This is a genomic window from Klebsiella sp. 141153 (assembly GCF_032601995.1).
In the GTDB taxonomy this organism is placed as follows: domain Bacteria; phylum Pseudomonadota; class Gammaproteobacteria; order Enterobacterales; family Enterobacteriaceae; genus Klebsiella; species Klebsiella aerogenes.
The window spans coordinates 439,597-461,414 of record NZ_JAQIRJ010000003.1; the positions used below are offsets into that span (position 1 = coordinate 439,597).

Here is a 21,818-nt window from a genome sequence, read left to right on the forward strand (position 1 = left end):
TCATCCTCCGTCAGAAGTCGTAGTTGTTGATATTCTCTTTGCTGAACACCACGCGCTCCGGCAGCAGCACGATACCGTTGCCCTTCGCTTCATACTGGTAGCCCTGCACGCTATTCGGTTCGACCTTCAGCGAGCCGATATCTTTCACCTCAACGCTATCGCCTACGTTAAGATCGCCCTTTTTCAGCAATCGATCGGCGACGTTAACCGCAATTTTGCCCTGCTGAACCACATCCCACAGGCCGAACGCTTTCACCGTGCCGCGCTCAACGTACGGGCGCATCACGTTCGGAGTACTAAAGCCGACAATCGCCACGCCCTGACGCTTGAGGTTCTCCGCCGCCTGCGCCGCCGCCGGCAGCGCATTGGCATCCGGCGCGATAATGGCGTCGAGATCCGGATAGGCTTTTAAGATCCCCTCGGCGGTTTGCAGCGATTTGGTGGCATCGTTATAGCCAAACTGGGTGGTGACGATTTGCCACTGCGGATGCTCTTTTTCGATTTTGGCTTTGGCTTCCTTCACCCACTGGTTCTGGTCGGTCACCGTCGGGCTGGAGTAGAAAAACGCCACTTTGGCGGCAGGTTTGCTGAGCTGCTTTTCCGCCATCGCCACCAGCAGGCCGCCGAGCTGCTGCGGCGTGCCCTGGTTGATATAGATGCTGCGGCACTCCGGTTTGGTATCGGAATCCCAGGTCAGGACTTTCACCCCGCGCTGCATCGCCCGCTTCAGCGCCGGGCACAGGCCGTCCGGCGAGACGGCGGAGACGATAATCGCGTTGTAGCCCTGGTTGACGAAGTTGTTGATAAGCTGCACCTGCCCGGAGACGCTGGGCTCGGTCGGGCCGTCATAGGTGACATCAACGCCCAGCGCTTTCCCCGCCTCTTTCGCGCCGTTGCCGCCGCTGGTAAAGAAGCCGACGCCAACCAGCTTCGGAATAAAGGCGATGCGGTCCGCCGCCTGCGCGGTAACCACGCTCATCGTCAGCGCCAGCACGATCAGTTTTAATTTCATTTTATGCTCCGATTGTTTTATGCGAGAAAAGACGCCGCCAGGTTGCGCGCACCCATTCACGGTGCAGGCTCAGCGAACGCCCCATCACCACCACAACCAACAGCGCCCCTGACAGCGCGCTCGACACCTGGTTGGGGATGCCGACCATCTGTAAACCCTGTTGCAGATACCCCACCAGCAACGCCGCCAGCGCGGTACCCAGTATCGATCCCGAGCCGCCGTAAATATTGGCCCCGCCAAGCACCGCCGCGGTCAGCGCCGGCATCAGCAGGTCGCGACCTAAATCCGAACGCGCCGAGCCGAAATAGGAGACCATCACCAGCGCTGCGACCGCCGATGCGACGCCAACCAGGCCATACAGCACGTACGGGATGCCGTTCACCGACAGCGCGGCATAGCGCGCGGCGCGCGGGTTTTGCCCGAGTAAAAAGAGGTGGCGGCCAAAGCGCCCGCGATGGGCCAGCAGCCAGAAGAAAAAGGTGATAATCGCGAACAGCACCAGCGGCAGCGGCAGTCCTGCGAGGGTTAAATTGGCGAAGGCGGTGAAGCTATCGGGAAAACCGCCAATCCCCTCGTAACCGGTCGCGCCGGCCATCCCGGAAAGCAGCAGCGCGCCGCCACTGTACAGATACAGCGTCCCGAGGGTGATCACCAGCGGGCTGATGCCGGTGTAGTGAATCAGCGCGGCGTTAAATAACCCGCACAGCAGCCCCAATAGCAACGTCAGCGATACCGCCAGCCACAGCGGCCAGCCCGCCTGGGTCATTACGCCAAGGGCGATAGCGCACAGGCCGATGGTCGAGCCCAGCGAAATATCGATCCCGCCGCTGATGATCACCAGCGTCAGCGGCAGCGCGACGATGCCGATGCAGATAAAGTCGCTGGTGCTAAAGAGCAGCATATTGAGATCCAGCATGCGCGGATTCAACGCGCCGAATAGCAGGATTTCCGCGATCAGCAACGCCAGCAGCGCGCTTTCCCAGTTAAGCTTCAGCTTCATTTAAGCCACCTCTTTGCTTTTGCGTTCGGGAAAGCGGACAACCTGTTTGCCCCCTTTATTACCGGGCTGGAAACGGCTGTACTTTAGCGCCCGCTGATGGCGGGCCAGCGCCTGGCGCAGGCGGCCATCGAGCACCAGCACGCCGAGCAGCACCAGGCCGGCGATAAAGTCATTCCACCAGGCGGGAAGGCGGAACAGCACCAGCACGGTGTCGATTTGGGTGAGGAAAAAGGCGCCGAGAAACGCGCCGAGCAGCGTACCGGTACCGCCGAGCAACGAGATCCCGCCCAGTACGCAGGCGGCGATGGCTTTCATCTCCAGCCCGCTGCCGGTCTGATTAGGCACAAAACCAATTTGCGCGGCGAAGACGATCCCGGCGCAGGCCGCCAGCATGCCGTTGAGGGTAAAGGCCAGCATCCGCGTGCGGTTGACCGCCACGCCCAGCTGACGCGCGGCGGCGAGATTATCGCCAACGGCGTAAAAATCACGACCAAAGGCGGTGCGCGACAGCAGCCAGCCGCCCGCCAGCAGCAGCGCCAGCACCAGCCAGCCCAGCGGCGACACGCCAATAAACGCGGGCTCCGAGAGCGATTTCAGGCTGTCGGGCAAGCCCTCGATCCATTTCCCGCCGGTCCACAGCAGCATCACTCCGCGATACAACCCCAGCGTACCGAGCGTCGCGACAATCGCCGGAATGCGCAGTCCCACGACCAGCAGGCCGTTAAAAGCCCCGGCCAGCGCGCCAATCGCCAACGCGAAGGCGATAGCCGTCGCCAGCCCGTAACCGTTGTTCAGCGCCACGCCGACGGCGATGGCGCACAGCCCAACGGTCGAGCCTACCGACACATCAATATTGCGGGTCAGCATCACCAGCGTCGCGCCTAATGCCAGCAGGCAGAGGATCTGCGAGCTGGCGAAAATCATCGCCAGGGTCTGCAGGCTGAAATAGGCTGGATTGAGCGCCACCAGCACAACAAAGAGCGCCACGATGGCAAAGAAGGCGCTCAGTTCGCGATTCTTCAGTAACGTTTTCATGCCTGCCCTCCGAAGGCCAGGGTCATCATGCGATCGACGGTCACCGCCTGCCGCGCCAATTCGCCACTGTAGCGGCCCTGATGCATCACCAGCACCCGGTCGGCCAGGCCAACGAACTCATCCAGATCGCTGGAGATCATCAACACCGCCACGTTTTGCGCGGCAACGCTTTTTAGCAGTTGATAGATATCGGCGCGGGCGGAGACATCCACGCCGCGCGTCGGCTCATCGACAATCAGCAGTAACGGATTGGCTTCCAGACAGCGCGCCAGCAGTACCTTCTGCTGGTTACCGCCAGAGAGAGTGCGCACCGGCTGATCGCCATCGGCCAGCTTGATCCCCAGCGCACGGTGATAGCGCTCAACCACCGCCGCCTCCCGTTTCCCCTGCTGCCACCACGACGGCTGATTGAACATCACCGTGTTCCAGCGCACCGGCGCATCGAGAAACAGCCCCGAGACCTGGCGGTCTTCCGGCAGATAGACCAGCCCGCTGGCTAGCCTGGCGCGGGTGCTGTCGCGGCTAATCTCGCGGTTCTCCAGCCAGATCCGCCCGGCGCGCGGTGGACGCAGGCCGTATAGGGTTTCGGCAAATTCGGTGCGCCCGGATCCTACCAGCCCGGCCAGACCGACGATCTCTCCGGCGCGGATCTCCAGATTGAGATCGATAAAACCTTCTCCGGTGAGATCCTCCACCCGTAGCACGGGAAAGTCCTGCGGTTGAGTACGCCGGTTGCCCGGTAGCGCCAGCCACAGCTTTTGCGTGTCGCTCAGCGCATGGTCGCGGCTGGCCGGCGTCATAGCGTTAATCAGTTGCTCATCGCGATAAGCCGCGGTCTCGCCGCTCAGCACCACCGCGCCATCGCGCATCACCGAAATATGGCTGGCAAGCTGGCGGATTTCGGGCAATTTGTGTGAGATAAAGACGATCCCAACGTCCAGCGCCTGTAACGCGCGGATCTGGCTAAACAGTCTCTCGGTTTCACCCGGCGTTAAAGAGGCGGTGGGTTCATCCAGGATCAGGATCCTGGCCTCGCGCATCAGCCCGCGCAGGATCTCGACCATCTGTTGATCGGCTACCTCGAGCGTGCTGGCGCTGGCGTCGAGGTTGATCTGGCAGTTCAACTGCTGCAGTTTGTCCTGCAACCGCGCGGCGGTATCCGCCCGCTTCGGCAGGCGGAAGAGAATGTTCTCGCGCACGCTGAGGTTGGGAAACAGCATCGGCTCCTGCGGCACCAGATAGATGCCCAGCTGGTGCGCCAGCGCCGGATTGAGACGCGCAAACGCGCGGTCGCCGAGCGTCAGTTCACCGCTGTCCGGCGTTTCAACGCCAGCGATGATCTTCATCAGCGTTGATTTACCCGCGCCGTTGCCGCCCATCAGCGCATGCACCTGGCCCGCGCATAGCGTGAAATCGATGCCCTTCAGCACCGCAACGCCGGAGAACTGTTTGCAAATCTGACGAGCTTCAAACAGTGGCTTCATCATCACGCCCCAATTGAACAAATGATTTTTAAATTTAATAATGTTCAAAAGCGTAGACGGTGAACTATATTTACAACCGTGCGAAGATCACACTTTAGTGCTTTAGATCGTCAGGAATAAATGCGCCAGCGATGAAAGATCCGTTTTGCCAGTCGGCTCACACTTTCCGACCGCGCAATAGCGAACATATGATCTAAATTTTTATAAGAGTTCAATTTATGAGCGAAAAACGCATTACGGAAGAGAACCGCTACGCCGGGCTGGCGTTAGCCGAGGAAGAGCTGGTGGCGCGGGTGGCGTGGTGTTACTACCACGACGGCCTGACGCAAAATGACATCGGCGAGCGTTTGGGGCTGCCACGGCTGAAAATTTCCCGCCTGCTGGAGAAAGGCCGCCAGTCCGGAGTGATCCGCGTGCAGATCAACTCGCGCTATGAGGGCTGCCTGGCGCTGGAAAGCGAACTCCAGCAGCGTTTTGGCCTCAAGCTTGCCCGCGTGCTGCCGGCGCTCAATACCCCGCCGATGAATACCCGGCTGGGGATCGGCGCGGCGCAGTCGCTGATGGGCATTCTGCAACCGGGTCAACTACTGGCGGTCGGGTTCGGCGAAGCCACCATGAGCTGCCTGCAGCATCTCAGCGGATTTATTGGCTCGCAGCAGGTGCGGCTGGTGACCCTCTCCGGCGGCGTCGGCCCTTATATGACCGGCATCGGCCAGCTTGATGCCGCCTGCAGCGTCAGCATTATTCCGGCGCCGCTGCGGGTCTCTTCGGCGGAGGTCGCCGAGATCCTGCGCCGCGAGTCGAGCGTGCGCGACGTGATGCTGGCGGCGATGGCGGCGGACGCGGCGGTGGTTGGCATTGGCGCCATCGATCAGCGGCGCGACGCCACCATTTTACGCTCCGGCTATATCAGCGAGGGCGAACAGCTGATGTACGCGCGCAAAGGCGCGGTCGGCGACATTTTAGGTTATTTCCTGCAGGCCGACGGCCGGCCGGTAGAAGGACTGGAGATCCATCGGGAACTCCTCGGCGTAACCCTTGATGAGCTGGCGCAGCTGCCCACCATCGTCGGCGTCGCCGGGGGAGAACAAAAAGCGCAGGCGATTCATGCCGCTCTGATTGGCAAGCGCATTAATGGCCTGGTAACGGAAGAGACAACAGCACGCGCGGTGCTCGCACTGGCCTCCTGACGGCCTGGCGCCGCGCGACAACAGCGAGGCGCATGTCATGAGTTACCTGTTAGCGTTAGATGCCGGGACCGGCAGCATTCGGGCGGTCATTTTCGATCTTAATGGCCGCCAGCTGGCGGTAGGCCAGGCCGAATGGAAACACCTGAGCGTTGATAACGTCCCCGGCTCGATGGAGTTCGACCTTACCACCAACTGGCAGCTGGCCTGCCAGTGCATTCGCCAGGCGCTCGACGCCGCCCGGCTCTCTGCCGCCGATATTCAGTCCGTCGCCTGCTGTTCGATGCGCGAAGGGATCGTCCTCTATGACCGCGACGGCGAGGCCATCTGGGCCTGCGCCAACGTTGATGCCCGCGCCAGCCGCGAAGTGGCGGAGCTTAAGGAGATCCACGACTATCGTTTTGAATCCGAGGTGTACGAGGTCTCGGGACAAACCCTGGCGCTAAGCGCCATGCCGCGCCTGCTGTGGCTGGCGCACCACCGCCCCGATATCTACCGCAAAGCGGCAACCATCACCATGATTAGCGACTGGCTGGCGGCGAAGCTTTCCGGCGAGCTGGCGGTTGACCCGTCAAACGCCGGCACCACCGGCATGCTCGATCTGTTTAGCCGCGACTGGCGTCCGGCGCTGCTGGATATGGCCGGACTGCGCGCCGATATGCTGTCGCCGGTCAAAGAGACCGGTACCCTGCTGGGCGCCATCACCGAAGCGGCGGCGCAGCAGAGCGGCCTCCGCGCCGGGACACCGGTGGTGATGGGCGGCGGCGACGTCCAGCTCGGCTGCCTGGGCCTTGGGGTGGTGCGTGCCGGGCAAACCGCAGTACTCGGCGGCACCTTCTGGCAGCAGGTGGTCAACCTGCCGCAGGTGCGTACCGATCCGCAGATGAATATTCGCGTTAATCCTCATGTCATTCCCGGCATGGCGCAGGCGGAATCGATCAGCTTCTTTACCGGGCTGACCATGCGCTGGTTCCGCGACGCCTTCTGCGCTGAAGAAAAACTGATTGCCGAGCGGCTCGGCGTTGATGCCTATTCGCTGCTGGAGGAGATGGCCAGCCGCGTGCCCGCCGGATCCCACGGCGTGATGCCTATTTTTTCCGACGCTATGCACTTTAAGCAGTGGTACCACGCCGCGCCGTCGTTTATTAACCTCTCCATCGATCCGGAGAAGTGCAACAAAGCGACCCTGTTCCGCGCGCTGGAGGAGAACGCGGCGATTGTCTCCGCCTGCAACCTGGCGCAGATTTCGCAGTTCTCCGGCGTGACATTCGAGAGCCTGGTGTTTGCCGGCGGCGGCTCTAAAGGCGCGCTGTGGAGCCAGATCCTCAGCGACGTCACCGGCCTGCCGGTGCGGGTGCCGGTGGTCCGCGAAGCCACCGCTCTGGGCTGCGCCATCGCCGCCGGAACCGGCGCCGGACTGTATGGCGATATGGCCAGTACCGGAGAGCGGTTAGTGAGCTGGCATCGCGAGTTCACCCCTAATCCGCAGCATCGCGAGCTGTATCAGGAGATGATGAGCAAGTGGCAAACGGTGTACGCCGATCAGTTGGGTCTGGTGGATAGCGGGCTGACAACGTCGATGTGGCAAGCGCCGGGTCTGGAGCGCCGCCAGCGCGTAGTCCCCTCACCCTAACCCTCTCCCGGTGGGAGAGGGAACCGTTCGGCGCAGGCCTTGAATACCGGTGCCGGTCCGCCTTTCCCCTTGCCCTTTGGGTGAGGGAACCGTTCGGCGCAGGCCTTGAATACCGATGCCGATCCGCCTTTCCCCCTCGCCCTTTGGGAGAGGGAACCGTTCGGCGCAGGCCTTGAATACCGATGCCGATCCGCCTTTCCCCCTCGCTCTTTGGGTGAGGGAACCGTTCGGCACTAGCCTTGAATACCGGTGCCGGTCCGCCTTTCCCCCTCGCCCTTTGGGTGAGGGCACCGTTCGGCACTAGCGTTGAATATCGGTGCCGGTCCGCCTTTCTCCCTCTCCCTTTGGGAGAGGGAACCGTTCGGCACTAGCGTTGAATACCGGTGCCGGTCCGCCTTTCCCCCTCGCCCTTTGGGAGAGGGAACCGTTCGGCACTAGCCTTGAATACCGATGCCGATCCGCCTTTCCCCCTCGCCCTTTGGGAGAGGGAACCGTTCGGCGCAGGCCTTGAATACCGGTGCCGGTCCGCCTTTCTCCCTCTCCCTTTGGGAGAGGGTCGGGGTGAGGGACAACGTGTTCCGTTCTTTGAATCCCATCACAATCACCGCACTCCCCTTTTCCCTTTTTCTCCGCGACGGCTAAATTAGTAACTCATCCGACCACATAACAATAATTTTACATTGGAAGCCACTATGAGCCGCTATCCGTCGCTTTTCGCCCCGCTTGAGCTGGGCTTCACAACGCTCAAAAACCGCGTGTTGATGGGCTCAATGCACACCGGGCTGGAAGAGCTGCCGGATGGCGCGCAGCGGCTGGCGGCCTTTTACGCCGAGCGCGCCCGCCACGGCGTGGCGCTGATCGTCACCGGCGGCATCGCCCCGGCGCCCTCTGGCGTCACCATGGCCGGCGGCGCGGTACTCAATGATGCCAGCCATCTGGCGCACCATCGCCATATTACCGACGCGGTACACCAGGAAGGCGGCAAAATCGCCCTGCAGATCCTGCACACCGGGCGCTACAGCTATCAGCCCGCGCTGGTCGCCCCCTCGGCGCTACAGGCGCCGATCAACCGTTTTACGCCCCATGAACTGAGCCACGATGAGATTCTTACGCTTATCGATGATTTTGCCCACTGCGCCCAGCTGGCGCGCGAAGCGGGCTATGACGGCGTCGAAGTGATGGGCTCTGAAGGCTATCTGATTAACGAATTTCTCGCCGCGCGCACCAACCAGCGCGACGACCAGTGGGGCGGCGATTATGCCAGGCGCATGCGTTTCTCCATTGAAGTGGTTAAGGCGGTGCGCCAGCGCGCCGGTCACGATTTCATTATCATCTACCGTCTGTCGATGCTCGATCTGGTCAACGACGGCAGCACGCTGGCGGAGGTCACCGAACTGGCCCAAGCCATCGAAGCGGCAGGGGCGACAATCATTAATACCGGCATCGGCTGGCACGAAGCGCGCATTCCGACCATCGCCACGCCGGTACCGCGAGGGGCTTTCAGCTGGGTCACCCGCAAGCTGAAAGGCGCGGTGTCGATCCCGCTGATTACCACCAACCGCATCAACGATCCGCAGGTCGCGGAGGATATTCTCGCCCGCGGCGATGCCGATATGGTATCGATGGCCCGCCCGTTCCTCGCCGACGCCGAATTTATGTCGAAAGCGCAGAACGATCGTGCCGATCAGATCAACACCTGCATCGGTTGCAACCAGGCGTGTCTCGATCGGATCTTCGTCGGCAAAGTCACCTCCTGTCTGGTCAACCCGCGCGCCTGCCATGAAACCCTGATGCCGGTCCTGCCTGCCAACGCGCCTAAACGGCTGGCGGTAGTCGGCGCCGGGCCTGCCGGTCTGGCCTTCTCCGTTAACGCCGCCGCCCGCGGCCATCAGGTCACGCTGTTCGATGCGCTCCCGGAGATCGGCGGCCAGTTTAATATCGCCAAACAGATCCCCGGCAAAGAGGAGTTTCACGAGACGCTGCGTTACTACCGCACCATGCTCGATCTTCATGGTGTCGATCTACGCCTGAATACCCGCGTCACGGCAGACGATCTGCTAACGTTCGATGAGACGATCCTCGCCACCGGTATCGCCCCGCGCCTGCCGGCGATCGCCGGGATCGATCATCCCAAGGTGCTGAGCTATCTGGATGTCTTGCGCGATAAAGCGCCGGTTGGCGCGAAGGTGGCGATTATCGGCTGCGGCGGCATCGGCTTCGATACCGCGATGTATTTAAGCCAGTCGGGCGTGGCCACCAGCCAGGATATCGGCGAGTTCTGCCGCGAATGGGGTATCGATACCAGCCTGCAATCGGCGGGAGGGCTGAGTCCTGAAGGCCCGCAGTTGAGTAAAAGCCCGCGACAGATTGTGATGCTGCAGCGCAAAGCCAGCAAACCGGGCGAAGGGCTCGGCAAAACCACCGGTTGGATCCACCGCGCGACGCTGCTGGCGCGCGGCGTGAAAATGATCCCGGCGGTGAGTTATGAAAAGATCGATGATGAAGGATTACACGTCACTATCGGCGGCGAGCGCCAGCTGTTGGCGGTCGATCAGGTAATTATCTGCGCCGGTCAGGAACCGCGCCGCGAGCTGGCGGATCCGTTGCGCGCGGCGGGGAAAACGGTGCATCTCATCGGCGGTTGCGACGTAGCGGCGGAGCTGGATGCGCGCCGGGCGATTGCCCAGGGCACAAAACTGGCGCTGGCGATTTAGCCGTGTCCCGGGGGCGGCGCGATGCGCCTTCCCCGGGCTACCACGATAATCCCGAAAGGTAGCCCGGCTAAGGCGACAGTCGGTAGCCCGGCTAAGGCGACAGCCGCAAGCCGGGGGAAACAGCGACAAGAATCAGCGCTGTTTACGCACCTTCGTTGCTTTCAAAATGACAAACTTATTGTTCGTCGCAATCGTCGTGCAATTACCAAAAGCGCGCTTCAGTTTACGGAAGTAATCGAGGTGGCGGTTGCCGACGACGTATAGCTCGCCGCCGTATTTCAGGCTGCGGCGGGCATCGTTAAACATCTGCCAGGCAATATGGTCGGTAATGGCGTGCTGCTGATGGAACGGCGGATTACACAGAATCGCCGTAAAGCGGTCGGGCTCTATGCCGGAAAGCGAATTGTTGACCATGAATTCACAGCGTTCGATATCGTCCGGCAGGTTGCGCTCGACGTTCAAACGGCTGGAAGCCACCGCCATGTGCGACTCATCGGTGAACATCACGCTGGCGTTTGGGTTTTGCGCCAGCGCCTGCAGGCCAATCACCCCATTGCCGCAGCCAAGATCGGCGATCTCGCCTTCTAAATCAGACGGTAAATGCTGCAGGAAGAAACGCGCGCCGATATCCAGTCCGCTGCGGGCAAAAACGTTGGCGTGGTTATGGATGATCCACGGCGTGCCGTCCAGCTTCCAGCTGTAGGTTTGCGGCGCATCGGCAAGCTTAGGGGCGGTGAAAACGCAGTGGATCAGACGCGCTTTTTTCCACGCCAGCGAGGTGGTGGTGGTACCGAGGATTTTTTCAAACAGCGCCAGCGTCGAGTTGTGTACGTCACGGGCTTTCGCCGCGGCGATAATTCGGGTTTCCGGCGTCACCACTTCGCGCAGCGCGCGCAGCTGCTGTTCCAGCAGGGCCAGCTGTTTTGGCACCTTAATCAGCACCAGCGCCGGCGCGGCCGGCAGCGGGCTCAGGCTATCCTGAAAGCGCACGCTCTCTTCATCGATACCGTTCATCCGCAGGTTGTGGCGGGTCGCCAGCTCGGAAATAAAGGAGTCGTTGATGCTGACCGGGTTGCGCTCCGCCAGCGCGCAGGAGAGCGCGCCGAAGCCGTCGTTGAAGATGAGCGTCAGGCCGTCGACGTCATTCACCTGTTGCAGCAGATATTCATCCGCCGCTTCCCATGCCTGAAGCGCTTCTTCTTCAGCGTTAGGTGGGAACCGCTCTAATGTGAATAACTCACCGTTTAACTCTACCTGGCTCATCGCCCCTCCGAAATGCTAAAATTCGCGCGTGTTATCGCTCAATTCTCCGGAGAAGTAAACTTTTTTCACCATGAACACGCTACCTTACCTTCAGGGCTACCCCGAATCGCTGCTGTCGCAGGTGACGACCTTAATCGAGCAAGGTCGCCTCGGCGAGGTGCTGCAAAAGCGCTATCCGCAGGGGCATGATGTCAACAGCGATAAGGCATTATATCAATTCACCCAGGATCTGAAGGCCCGCTATCTGCGCGGGGCGGCGCCGATCAATAAGGTGATGTACGACAGTAAGATCCACGTTCTGAAGAATGCGCTTGGCCTGCATACCGCCATTTCCCGCGTTCAGGGCGGCAAACTGAAAGCTAAAGCGGAAATTCGCGTAGCGACGGTGTTTCGCGACGCGCCGGAAGCGTTTCTGCGTATGATCGTGGTTCATGAACTGGCGCATTTAAAAGAGAAGGATCACAACAAAGCCTTCTATCAGCTGTGCTGTCATATGGAGCCGCAGTATCACCAGTTAGAGTTTGATACCCGCCTGTGGCTGACGCACCTTTCGTTAAACCGTTCTGCGTGATAGCGCACTCGTTTTGTCATCATGGCGTGCTAGAGTGACGAAAGGTCCCCTTTAACGGAGTTCGTCAACGTTTATGATACGTTTCGCAGTTGTTGGCACAAACTGGATTACTAAGCAGTTTGTCGATGCCGCCCATGAAACCGGTAAATTTAAACTCACCGCGATTTATTCCCGCAGCCTTGAACAGGCGCAAGCTTTCGCTAATGACTACCCGGTCGAGCATCTGTTTACCTCGCTCGATGAACTGGCGCAGAGCCCTGACGTTGACGCGGTCTATATTGCCAGCCCGAACTCGCTACACTTCCCGCAAACCCGCCTGTTCCTGAGCCATAAAAAACACGTGATTTGCGAAAAGCCGCTGGCATCGAACCTGCAAGAGGTTGAAGCGGCGATTGCCGTGGCTAAAGAAAACAACGTGGTGCTGTTTGAAGCCTTCAAAACCGCCAGCCTGCCAAACTTCCTGCTGCTGCGCGAAGCGCTCGATAAAGTGGGCAAACTGCGCAAAGCCTTCATCAACTACTGTCAGTACTCATCGCGCTACCAGCGCTATCTCGACGGCGAAAACCCGAATACTTTCAACCCGGCCTTTTCCAATGGCTCGATTATGGATATCGGTTTTTACTGCCTCGCCTCGGCGGTCGCGCTGTGGGGCGAACCGCAAGCGGTCCATGCCAGCGCCAGCCTGCTGGCGAGCGGCGTTGATGGCCAGGGCACGGTGGTGCTGAGCTACGGCGATTTCGATGTCACCCTGCACCACTCGAAGGTCAGCGACTCCACTATCCCCAGCGAAATCCAGGGCGAAGAAGGCGCGCTGGTGATTGAGAAAATCTCCGAATGCCAGAAGGTAGCCTTTATTCCACGCGGCGGCAAAGCGCAGGATCTCACCCAGCCTCAGCACATCAATACTATGCTGTATGAAGCGGAAGCGTTCGCGCGGCTGGTGGAAACCAACGACGTCGCTCATCCAGGGCTTGAAGTCAGCCGCATTACGGCAAAACTGCTTAGCGAAATCCGTCGCCAAACCGGCGTGATCTTCCCGGCGGATACTCAGCCTGTGGCGTAAAGGAGTGTAAATGGGCCCTCGACCTCCATTGACGCCCTTTATAACTTGTAATACTTTGTTACGTGCAAAGGGGAGTAACTTCCTGGCCGGTCGATCGTCATTACGATGCGTGCAAAACCGCATCCGGTCGCCGGGCAACAAGATCAAGGATCCATGTCCGCTCTTGTTGTAAGTGAGACCTTGCCGGAAGGCGAGGTCTATGCATAAAAGCGCAGCGGCTGCCGTCTTCCGACGACAGCCGTTTTGTTTTTATGTAAGGAATAACGCAATGAATAGTGTCGGCACGCCGTTGTTATGGGGCGGATTCGCTGTAGTCGTGGTCATCATGCTGGCGATCGATTTACTGCTTCAGGGAAGGCGCGGTGCGCATACCATGACCATGAAGCAGGCCGCCGGTTGGTCCATCCTGTGGGTCACCCTCTCCCTGCTGTTTAACGCCGCTTTCTGGTGGTATTTGGTGCAAACGCAGGGCCGCGCCGTCGCCGATCCGCAGGCGTTAGCCTTCCTCACCGGTTATCTGATCGAAAAATCACTGGCGGTCGATAACGTCTTCGTCTGGTTAATGCTCTTTAGCTACTTTGCCGTGCCGCCTGCGCTACAGCGCCGGGTACTGGTGTATGGCGTCCTCGGGGCGATTGTTCTGCGTACCATTATGATTTTCACCGGCAGCTGGCTGATTTCGCAGTTCGAATGGCTACTGTACGTGTTCGGCGCCTTCCTGCTGTTTACCGGGGTGAAAATGGCGCTGGCGAAAGAAGATGATTCCGGGATCGGCGATAAGCCGCTGGTGCGCTGGATCCGCAGCCATCTGCGCATGACGGATAAAATCGAGAGCGAGCGCTTCTTCACCCGTAAAAATGGCGTACTGTTCGCCACGCCGCTGCTGCTGGTGCTGATCCTGGTTGAGCTGAGCGACGTGATTTTCGCCGTTGATAGCATCCCGGCGATTTTCGCGGTGACCACCGACCCGTTTATCGTGCTGACCTCTAACCTGTTTGCGATTCTCGGCCTGCGTGCAATGTACTTCCTGCTGGCAGGCGTGGCGGAACGCTTCTCGATGCTGAAATATGGTCTGTCGGTGATCCTGGTGTTTATCGGTATCAAGATGCTGATCGTCGATTTCTACCACATTCCGATCGCCGTTTCCCTCGGCGTGGTGGGCGGTATTCTGGCGGCGACGCTGCTGATTAACGCCTGGGTGAACAGACAGAACGATAAGAAGAAACAGCTGCAATAAACCCCCTCCCCCCGGCCAGATATCGCGTATCTGGCCGGGATACGCCGCACGGCTTTAGGTTTCCCGCGCATAATCTCTATGCATGTCACAAAAACGTTAATATATAGTTAAAAAACAAGATCGGCGTGCAAGAAACAGTAGAATACGCTTCCTCCCTCGCGTTCTTTCCGTATACTCGACCATGCAAACATTCATTTACATCCGGACATAAACGTAACAAATAATACGTCGCCGGGATGGACTGCTACATCACTGGAAGGAATGATTTATGACAACACAAACCCGCCCGTCGGGGCTGCTGCAGCGCCTGGCGCAGGGCAGTCTGGTGAAACAAATCCTGTTGGGACTGGTACTTGGCGTGGTACTGGCGCTGGTCTCAAAACCGGCGGCCATCGCCGTGGGATTGCTGGGAACGCTGTTCGTCGGCGCGCTGAAAGCCGTCGCGCCGGTGCTGGTATTAATGCTGGTGATGGCGTCGATCGCAAACCATCAGCACGGACAAAAAACCAGTATCCGCCCGATTCTGTTTCTTTATCTGCTGGGCACCTTCAGCGCGGCACTCACCGCGGTGCTGTTTAGTTTTGTTTTCCCTTCTACGCTGCATCTGACCAGCGCGGCGGACAGCATCACCCCGCCGTCGGGGATTGTAGAGGTGCTGCGCGGACTGCTGATGAGCATGGTGGCGAACCCTATCGACGCGCTGCTGAACGCCAACTATATCGGGATTCTGGTGTGGGCGGTGGGACTGGGCTTCGCGCTGCGCCACGGTAACGACAGCACCAAAAACCTGATTAACGACGTCTCGCACGCGGTGACCTTTATCGTCAAGCTGGTGATCCGCTTTGCGCCGCTGGGTATTTTTGGCCTGGTCTCCTCGACGCTGGCGACGACCGGTTTCGATACCCTGTGGGGCTACGCCCAGCTGCTGCTGGTGCTGGTCGGCTGCATGCTGCTGGTGGCGCTGGTGATTAACCCGCTGCTGGTATTCTGGAAAATCCGCCGTAACCCGTATCCGCTGGTGCTGACCTGCCTGCGTGAAAGCGGCGTCTACGCCTTCTTTACCCGCAGCTCCGCCGCCAACATTCCGGTGAATATGGCGCTGTGCGAGAAGCTGAATCTGGATCGCGATACCTATTCGGTATCTATTCCGCTGGGGGCGACCATCAATATGGCAGGCGCGGCGATTACTATCACCGTGCTGACGCTGGCGGCGGTGCATACGTTGAATATTCCGGTGGATCTGCCGACGGCGCTGCTGCTGAGCGTAGTGGCCTCGCTGTGCGCCTGCGGCGCTTCCGGAGTGGCGGGTGGTTCGCTGCTGCTGATCCCGCTGGCCTGTAATATGTTCGGTATTCCGAACGATGTCGCCATGCAGGTTGTCGCCGTCGGCTTTATTATCGGCGTGCTGCAGGACTCCTGCGAAACGGCGCTCAACTCGTCCACCGATGCGCTGTTCACCGCCGCGGCCTGTATGGCTGAAGACGAACAGCTGGCGAAGAACGCCCTGCGTAGTTAAATATTGCCTGATGGCGCTACGCTTATCAGGCCTACGGACCTATTCTGTTGGTAGCCCCGGTCAGCGTAAGCGCGACCGGGGAGCGTTCAATGGCCGCGCCGTTAGTTTGTCGGATGGCGCTACGCTTATCCGACCTACGGACCGGTATTCGTTGGTAGCCCCGGTAAGCGTAAGCGCAACCGGGGAGAGTTCAATGGCCGCGCCGTTATTTTGTCGGATGGCGCTACGCTTATCCGACCTACGGTCCGGTATTCGTTGGTAGCCCCGGTAAGCGTAAGCGCGACCGGGGAGCGTTCAATGGCGGCGCCGTTATTTTGTCGGATGGCGCTGCGCTTATCCGACCTTTCAAACACAGCGGTAGCCACTGTCGTTACAGCGTGACGCCGCTTTTAAAGATTGCCAGTTCGCGGAAATCATTGCGTTCGTTGCAGGTCTGCTTGCCGTTGGCGATATCGACGATCAGATCGACAAACTCCTCCAGCACCTGCGGCATCGCTTTCCCGTGAATCAACTGCCCGGCATCGAAATCAATCCAGTGCTTTTTCTTCGCCGCCAGCTCGCTGTTGGTAGCGATTTTTACCGTCGGTACGAAACCGCCATAAGGGGTGCCGCGACCGGTACTGAACAGCACCATATGGCAGCCGGCGCCCGCCAGCGCGCTGGTCGCCACCGCATCGTTACCCGGCGCGCTCAACAAATTCAACCCGTGGACTTTCAACCGTTCACCGTAGCGCAGAACGTCCACCACCTGGCTGGAACCGGCTTTCTGCGTGCAGCCAAGCGACTTATCTTCCAGCGTCGTGATACCGCCCGCTTTGTTACCCGGCGACGGGTTCTCGTAGATAGGCTGGTCGTGGGCGATAAAATACTGTTTAAAATCATTGACCATAGTGACCAGTTTGCCGAAGGTCTCTTCGTCGCGACAGTGGCTCATCAGCAGCTGCTCGGCGCCGAACATTTCCGGCACTTCGGTCAACACCGTGGTGCCGCCGTTCGCAATCAGGTAGTCAGAAAAACGCCCCAGCATTGGGTTAGCGGTAATGCCGGACAGGCCGTCCGAGCCGCCGCACTCAAGGCCAAACTTCAGTTCGCTCAGTTTACCCGCTTCGCGTTTATCATGGCGCATCACTTCATAGAGCTGGTGAAGATGCTCAATTCCTGCTTCCACTTCATCTTCCTGATGCTGGCAAATCATGAAGTGTACGCGTTCCGGGTCAAAATCCCCCAGCGTTTCACGGAAGGCATCCACCTGGTTGTTCTCGCATCCGAGGCCAATCACCAGCACCGCCCCGGCATTCGGGTGACGGACCATGTTTTGCAGCATGGTACGGGTGTTGATGTGGTCATCTCCCAACTGCGAGCAGCCGTAGGTGTGGCTGAAAAGGAAGACGCCGTCGGTGCCCTCCGCGTCGTTGGTCTCTTTCAGGAAACGGTTCTGGATCTGCCGGGCGATACCGTTGACGCAGCCCACGGTCGGCAGGATCCACAACTCGTTACGCACGCCGACTTCACCGCTGGCGCGACGATAAATCTCAACGTCGCGATCCGCAGGCTGCGCCGGTTGTTCAACCAGGTCAGGTTGATAGCGATACGCGTCGAGATCGCTCAGATTGGTACGCGTATTATGCGCATGAACATGCTCGCCCGGCGCGATATCCGCCAGCGCATGACCAATCGGCAACCCGTACTTAATGACGTTTTCACCTTTCGCAATGGCCCGCAGCGCGAACTTATGACCGCGGACAACATCCTGGCTGAGGGTGACGGTATCGTTATCTATCGTCACCACGCTGCCTGACGCCATATCCGCCAGCGCCACCGCGACGTTATCCTGCGAATGGATTTTAATGTATTGCATATCAACCGACCTCAGGCCTTAGTTCAATTCAATGGCGAAGTAATCACGCGCATTGTTAAAGCAGATGTTTTTCACCATCTCGCCCAGCAGAGCGATATCCGCAGGCGCTTCGCCAGCAGCCACCCAGCGGCCGATCATCTGGCAGAGAATACGGCGGAAGTACTCGTGGCGAGTGTAGGAGAGGAAGCTGCGGCTGTCGGTCAGCATGCCGACAAAACGGCTCAGCAGGCCAAGCTGCGCCAGCTGGGTCATCTGACGTTCCATGCCGTCTTTCTGATCGTTGAACCACCAGCCGGAACCGAACTGCATCTTGCCTGGCATGCCTTCGCCCTGGAAGTTACCGATCATGGTGCCCAGCACTTCGTTATCGCGTGGGTTCAGGCAGTACAGAATAGTTTTCGGCAGCAGGTTTTCTTCGTTCTGTTTGCTCAGCAGCTTTGACAGTTCTTCGGCCATCGGACGGTCGTTGATGGAATCGAACCCCACATCCGGCCCTAACAGTTTGAACTGACGCAGGTTGTTATTACGCAGCGCGCCGATGTGGTACTGCTGTACCCAGCCGCGGCGCGCGTATTCCGCGCCGAGGAATACCAGCACCGCCGTTTTGAACTGCGCGACTTCATGCTCGCTGAGCGTTTCGCCCGCCAGGCGGCGCGCGAGAATGCTATCCAGTTCGTTATCGCTAGCTTCAGCGAACAGCACCACGTCCAGCGCGTGGTCGGAAACTTTACAGCCGTGAGCGGCAAAGTGATCCAGACGCTTAGTCAGCGCGCTTTGCAGGTCGGCGAAGCGGCGAATCTCGGTATCGGAGACTTCGCCAAGCTTGTTCATATAATCGTTAAAAGTGGCCTGCTCGATGTTGAACGCTTTATCCGGACGCCAGCTCGGCAACACTTTGATATCAAAGGTACTGTCTTTGGCGACCGTCGCATGATGCTCCAGTGAATCTATCGGATCGTCGGTCGTCCCCACCATCTTCACATTCATCTGCTTCATAATTCCACGGGCTGAGAAGGATTCCTGAGCCAGCAACTCATTACACTGGTCCCAGATTTCATCCGCCGTGGCTGGCGACAACAACTTACCTGTAATACCAAAAGGACGGCGCAGCTCTAAATGCGTCCAGTGATATAGCGGGTTACCGATGGTATGAGGTACGGTCGCCGCCCAGGCGTCAAATTTCTCGCGATCGGAAGCATCGCCGGTACACAAGCGCTCCGCCACGCCGTTGGTGCGCATCGCGCGCCATTTGTAATGGTCGCCTTTCAGCCAGATGTCATACAGATTTTTAAAACGGTAATTTTCGGCAACCTGCTGCGGCGGAAGGTGGCAGTGGTAGTCGAAAATCGGCTGATCTTTGGCGTAATCGTGGTACAGACGGCGGGCAAACTCGGTATCAAGCAGAAAATCTTCGGTCATAAACGGTGTCATTGTCGTGTCCTCTTCGCCCCATCAAGGAGCCCATCAGATGATTGACTCTAATGCTGACAAAGTTATCACACCAATTTCTACAGGCCGAAGTATTTTTCGTGAGTTAGATCAATAAACGTCGACAAAAAAAGCACCACCAAAGGAGTAAACATCGCTGCAAGCCGCGCCAGCCCTGGCTTTAATTGACGCGATTAATGTCCCTACAAACTTTCCCACTTTTGTGACAGTACTCAACTTTTAAAGTTGTATGACAAGTTATCTTTCTGCCGTCGCAACATATAAACCGACGGAATGCATTACCGATGTGAATGACATCGGATTAAACGGTAGGGATGCCGGTTTCACTTTAACCACTGATGGCAAGGTTCAGTTCACGTCCTGAACCCTCCGTTTCCCCATCCTCCTCCCCTGGCGGGATGAAAGATGGCCGCAGACGCTGCGGAGAGACAACAACGATGAGGTTTTACATGCGTAAAATTAAAGGGTTACGTTGGTATATGATCGCACTGGTGACGCTGGGCACCGTGCTGGGTTACCTGACTCGTAACACCGTAGCGGCGGCTGCGCCGACGCTGATGGAAGAGTTGCACATTTCAACCCAACAATATTCTTATATCATCGCCGCCTACTCCGCTGCATATACCGTTATGCAGCCGGTTGCCGGCTATGTGCTTGATGTGCTCGGCACCAAAATTGGCTACGCCTTCTTTGCTATCGCCTGGGCGGTGTTCTGCGGTTCAACGGCGCTGGCAGGTAGCTGGGGCGGCCTGGCGCTGGCCCGCGGCGCGGTCGGCGCAGCGGAAGCGGCGATGATCCCTGCCGGTCTGAAAGCCAGCTCCGAATGGTTCCCGGCGAAAGAGCGTTCCATCGCTGTCGGCTACTTCAACGTCGGCTCTTCTATCGGCGCGATGATTGCTCCGCCGCTGGTGGTATGGGCGATTGTCATGCATAGCTGGCAGATGGCATTTATTATTTCCGGGGTTCTGAGCTTCGCCTGGGCGATGGCCTGGCTGATTTTCTACAAACACCCGCGCGATCAGAAAAAACTCACCGATGAAGAACGTGACTACATCATCGGCGGCCAGGAATCTCAGCATCAGACCAATAACGCGAAGAAAATGTCGCCGTGGCAGATCCTGCGTAACCGTCAGTTCTGGGGTATTGCGCTGCCGCGCTTCCTCGCAGAACCAGCCTGGGGTACCTTCAACGCCTGGATCCCGCTGTTCATGTTTAAAGTTTACGGCTTTAACCTGAAAGAGATCGCTATGTTCGCCTGGATGCCGATGCTGTTCGCCGACCTCGGCTGCATCGTCGGCGGCTACCTGCCGCCGCTGTTCCAGCGCTGGTTTGGCGTGAATCTTATTGTCTCACGTAAAATGGTCGTGACGATGGGCGCCCTGCTGATGATTGGTCCTGGCATGATTGGCCTGTTCACCAGTCCGTATGTGGCGATTGCGCTGCTGTGCGTCGGCGGTTTTGCTCACCAGGCCTTGTCCGGCGCGCTGATCACTCTCTCTTCCGACGTCTTTGGTCGTAACGAAGTGGCCACCGCCAACGGCCTGACCGGGATGGCGGCGTGGCTGGCCAGCACCATGTTCGCGCTGGTCGTCGGCGCGCTGGCGGATACCATCGGCTTCAGCCCGCTGTTCGCGGTGCTGGCGGTCTTCGACTTACTCGGCGCGCTGGTTATCTGGACGGTACTGAAAAACAAATCGGCCGACGATGACTCGACGCCGCTCAATACCACGAAACCGGTGACGCAAAGCTAGACTGCCAGATGATTTTGCACTGACTAAGCCGCCTTTTTGAGGCGGCTTTTTTTATGCCTTCCAGTGGTGGAAAGCGCGTAAAAGTGGTATAACAAATCGAATATTGTCGCCATCTTCCGGGAGCGAATATGGAAATCAGTGAACCGCGCCGTCTCTATCAGCAGCTTGCCGCTGAGCTAAAGACGCGTATCGAACAAGGCGTCTACCTTGTAGGGGATAAGCTGCCCGCAGAGCGCTTTATCGCCGATGAAAAAAGCGTCAGCCGCACCGTGGTTCGCGAAGCCATCATCATGCTGGAAGTCGAAGGCTATGTTGAAGTCCGCAAAGGCTCCGGCATCCACGTTATTTCCAACCACCCGAAATACCAACAGGTGGTGGATGAATCGCTGGAGTTCGCCAACTATGGTCCGTTTGAATTACTCCAGGCCCGTCAGTTAATTGAGAGCAATATCGCTGAATTCGCCGCGACTCAGGTGACCAAACAGGACATCATGAAGCTAATGGAAATTCAGGAGAAAGCCCGCAACGAGAAGTGTTTCCGCGATTCCGAATGGGACCTGCAGTTCCATGTCCAGGTCGCGCTGGCCACCCAGAATACCGCCCTTGCCGCCATCGTTGAGAAGATGTGGACCCAGCGTGTGCATAACCCATACTGGAAAAAACTACACGATCATATCGACCTGCGCACCGTCGACAACTGGTGCGACGATCATGACCAAATCCTCAAAGCGCTCATTCGTAAAGACCCTCACGCGGCGAAGCTGGCAATGTGGCAGCATCTGGAAAATACCAAGCTGATGCTGTTTAACGAAACCAGCGATGACTTTGAATTCAATGCCGATCGCTATCTGTTTGCCGAAAATCCGGTGGTTCATCTCGATACCGCGGCGAACGGGGCAAAATAACGTATTATCCCTTTCACGGGCAGAACCTCTTTTTCTGCCCGCAGACCCGACAGGGTAAGCAAAGCATATATAGTGTCAGCCTGTGTAAATCCTCTCGCTACTCGCCCCTGCAACCCGCAAAATCAATCAGCAACAAACTG

The 21,818-nt window shown here is 58.6% G+C and carries 16 protein-coding genes; 9 read left to right on the forward strand and 7 right to left on the reverse strand.

What is annotated here, in order from left to right; genetic code table 11:
- Positions 1 to 10 precede the first annotated feature (10 nt).
- From lsrB to lsrA, 4 genes are read right to left on the reverse strand one after another with little or no spacing between them, the layout of a single operon-like run.
- Positions 11 to 1,012, reverse strand: coding sequence for an autoinducer 2 ABC transporter substrate-binding protein LsrB (gene lsrB, locus PGS10_RS07920; RefSeq protein ID WP_316422706.1), 1,002 nt, complete (start codon positions 1,010 to 1,012; stop codon positions 11 to 13).
- Between the two features lies 1 nt (position 1,013).
- Complete coding sequence (lsrD, locus tag PGS10_RS07925; RefSeq protein WP_316422707.1) at positions 1,014 to 2,012, reverse strand: autoinducer 2 ABC transporter permease LsrD; 999 nt, start codon at positions 2,010 to 2,012, stop codon at positions 1,014 to 1,016.
- Positions 2,013 to 3,047, reverse strand: coding sequence for an autoinducer 2 ABC transporter permease LsrC (lsrC, locus tag PGS10_RS07930; RefSeq protein WP_047077809.1), 1,035 nt, complete (start codon positions 3,045 to 3,047; stop codon positions 2,013 to 2,015).
- The gene (lsrA, locus tag PGS10_RS07935) at positions 3,044 to 4,531 is read right to left on the reverse strand and encodes an autoinducer 2 ABC transporter ATP-binding protein LsrA (protein WP_213797123.1); all 1,488 of its coding nucleotides are present in this window, start codon (positions 4,529 to 4,531) and stop codon (positions 3,044 to 3,046) included. The genes lsrC and lsrA overlap by 4 nt, the downstream gene beginning before the upstream one ends.
- Positions 4,532 to 4,749: 218 nt before the next feature.
- On the opposite strand from lsrA, the gene lsrR reads away from it, so the two are divergent.
- The 3 genes from lsrR to PGS10_RS07950 all read left to right on the forward strand — a co-directional run bounded on the left by lsrR (position 4,750) and on the right by PGS10_RS07950 (position 10,065).
- A complete protein-coding gene (lsrR, locus tag PGS10_RS07940; RefSeq protein WP_045392282.1) occupies positions 4,750 to 5,721 on the forward strand; it encodes a transcriptional regulator LsrR in 972 nt (323 codons plus the stop codon).
- 37 nt (positions 5,722 to 5,758) lie between these two features.
- Positions 5,759 to 7,351 carry an autoinducer-2 kinase gene (lsrK, locus tag PGS10_RS07945; RefSeq protein WP_047044815.1) on the forward strand — a complete coding sequence of 531 codons (1,593 nt, stop codon included), beginning with the start codon at positions 5,759 to 5,761 and terminating at the stop codon, positions 7,349 to 7,351.
- A gap of 692 nt (positions 7,352 to 8,043) precedes the next feature.
- On the forward strand, positions 8,044 to 10,065 hold the full coding sequence (locus PGS10_RS07950) for an NADPH-dependent 2,4-dienoyl-CoA reductase (RefSeq protein ID WP_316422708.1): 2,022 nt from the start codon (positions 8,044 to 8,046) through the stop codon (positions 10,063 to 10,065).
- 132 nt (positions 10,066 to 10,197) lie between these two features.
- Here PGS10_RS07950 and rlmG read toward each other — a convergent pair whose 3' ends face one another.
- The gene (gene rlmG / locus PGS10_RS07955) at positions 10,198 to 11,328 is read right to left on the reverse strand and encodes a 23S rRNA (guanine(1835)-N(2))-methyltransferase RlmG (protein ID WP_316422709.1); all 1,131 of its coding nucleotides are present in this window, start codon (positions 11,326 to 11,328) and stop codon (positions 10,198 to 10,200) included.
- Between the two features lie 70 nt (positions 11,329 to 11,398).
- On the opposite strand from rlmG, the gene PGS10_RS07960 reads away from it, so the two are divergent.
- The 4 genes from PGS10_RS07960 to sstT all read left to right on the forward strand — a co-directional run bounded on the left by PGS10_RS07960 (position 11,399) and on the right by sstT (position 15,715).
- A complete protein-coding gene (locus PGS10_RS07960) occupies positions 11,399 to 11,899 on the forward strand; it encodes a M48 metallopeptidase family protein (RefSeq protein WP_047044807.1) in 501 nt (166 codons plus the stop codon).
- A gap of 73 nt (positions 11,900 to 11,972) precedes the next feature.
- The gene (locus PGS10_RS07965) at positions 11,973 to 12,962 is read left to right on the forward strand and encodes a Gfo/Idh/MocA family protein (RefSeq protein WP_047077803.1); all 990 of its coding nucleotides are present in this window, start codon (positions 11,973 to 11,975) and stop codon (positions 12,960 to 12,962) included.
- Positions 12,963 to 13,230: 268 nt separating this feature from the next.
- On the forward strand, positions 13,231 to 14,199 hold the full coding sequence (locus PGS10_RS07970) for a TerC family protein (RefSeq protein WP_045394902.1): 969 nt from the start codon (positions 13,231 to 13,233) through the stop codon (positions 14,197 to 14,199).
- 268 nt (positions 14,200 to 14,467) lie between these two features.
- Positions 14,468 to 15,715 carry a serine/threonine transporter SstT gene (sstT, locus tag PGS10_RS07975; RefSeq protein ID WP_015369581.1) on the forward strand — a complete coding sequence of 416 codons (1,248 nt, stop codon included), beginning with the start codon at positions 14,468 to 14,470 and terminating at the stop codon, positions 15,713 to 15,715.
- A 370-nt stretch (positions 15,716 to 16,085) separates the two neighbouring features.
- On the opposite strand, the gene PGS10_RS07980 is transcribed toward sstT, so the two are convergent.
- Positions 16,086 to 17,573, reverse strand: a complete 1,488-nt coding sequence (locus tag PGS10_RS07980; protein WP_047077802.1) for a UxaA family hydrolase — start codon at positions 17,571 to 17,573, stop codon at positions 16,086 to 16,088.
- 18 nt (positions 17,574 to 17,591) lie between these two features.
- Complete coding sequence (gene uxaC / locus PGS10_RS07985) at positions 17,592 to 19,004, reverse strand: glucuronate isomerase (protein WP_045394905.1); 1,413 nt, start codon at positions 19,002 to 19,004, stop codon at positions 17,592 to 17,594.
- Positions 19,005 to 19,471: 467 nt separating this feature from the next.
- Between uxaC and PGS10_RS07990 the strand changes: the two genes are divergently transcribed.
- Positions 19,472 to 20,773 (forward strand): MFS transporter, encoded by a 1,302-nt coding sequence (locus tag PGS10_RS07990; RefSeq protein ID WP_045394906.1) that lies wholly within the window; start codon positions 19,472 to 19,474, stop codon positions 20,771 to 20,773.
- Between the two features lie 128 nt (positions 20,774 to 20,901).
- On the forward strand, positions 20,902 to 21,678 hold the full coding sequence (gene exuR, locus PGS10_RS07995) for a transcriptional regulator ExuR (protein WP_015369577.1): 777 nt from the start codon (positions 20,902 to 20,904) through the stop codon (positions 21,676 to 21,678).
- Positions 21,679 to 21,818 lie beyond the last annotated feature (140 nt).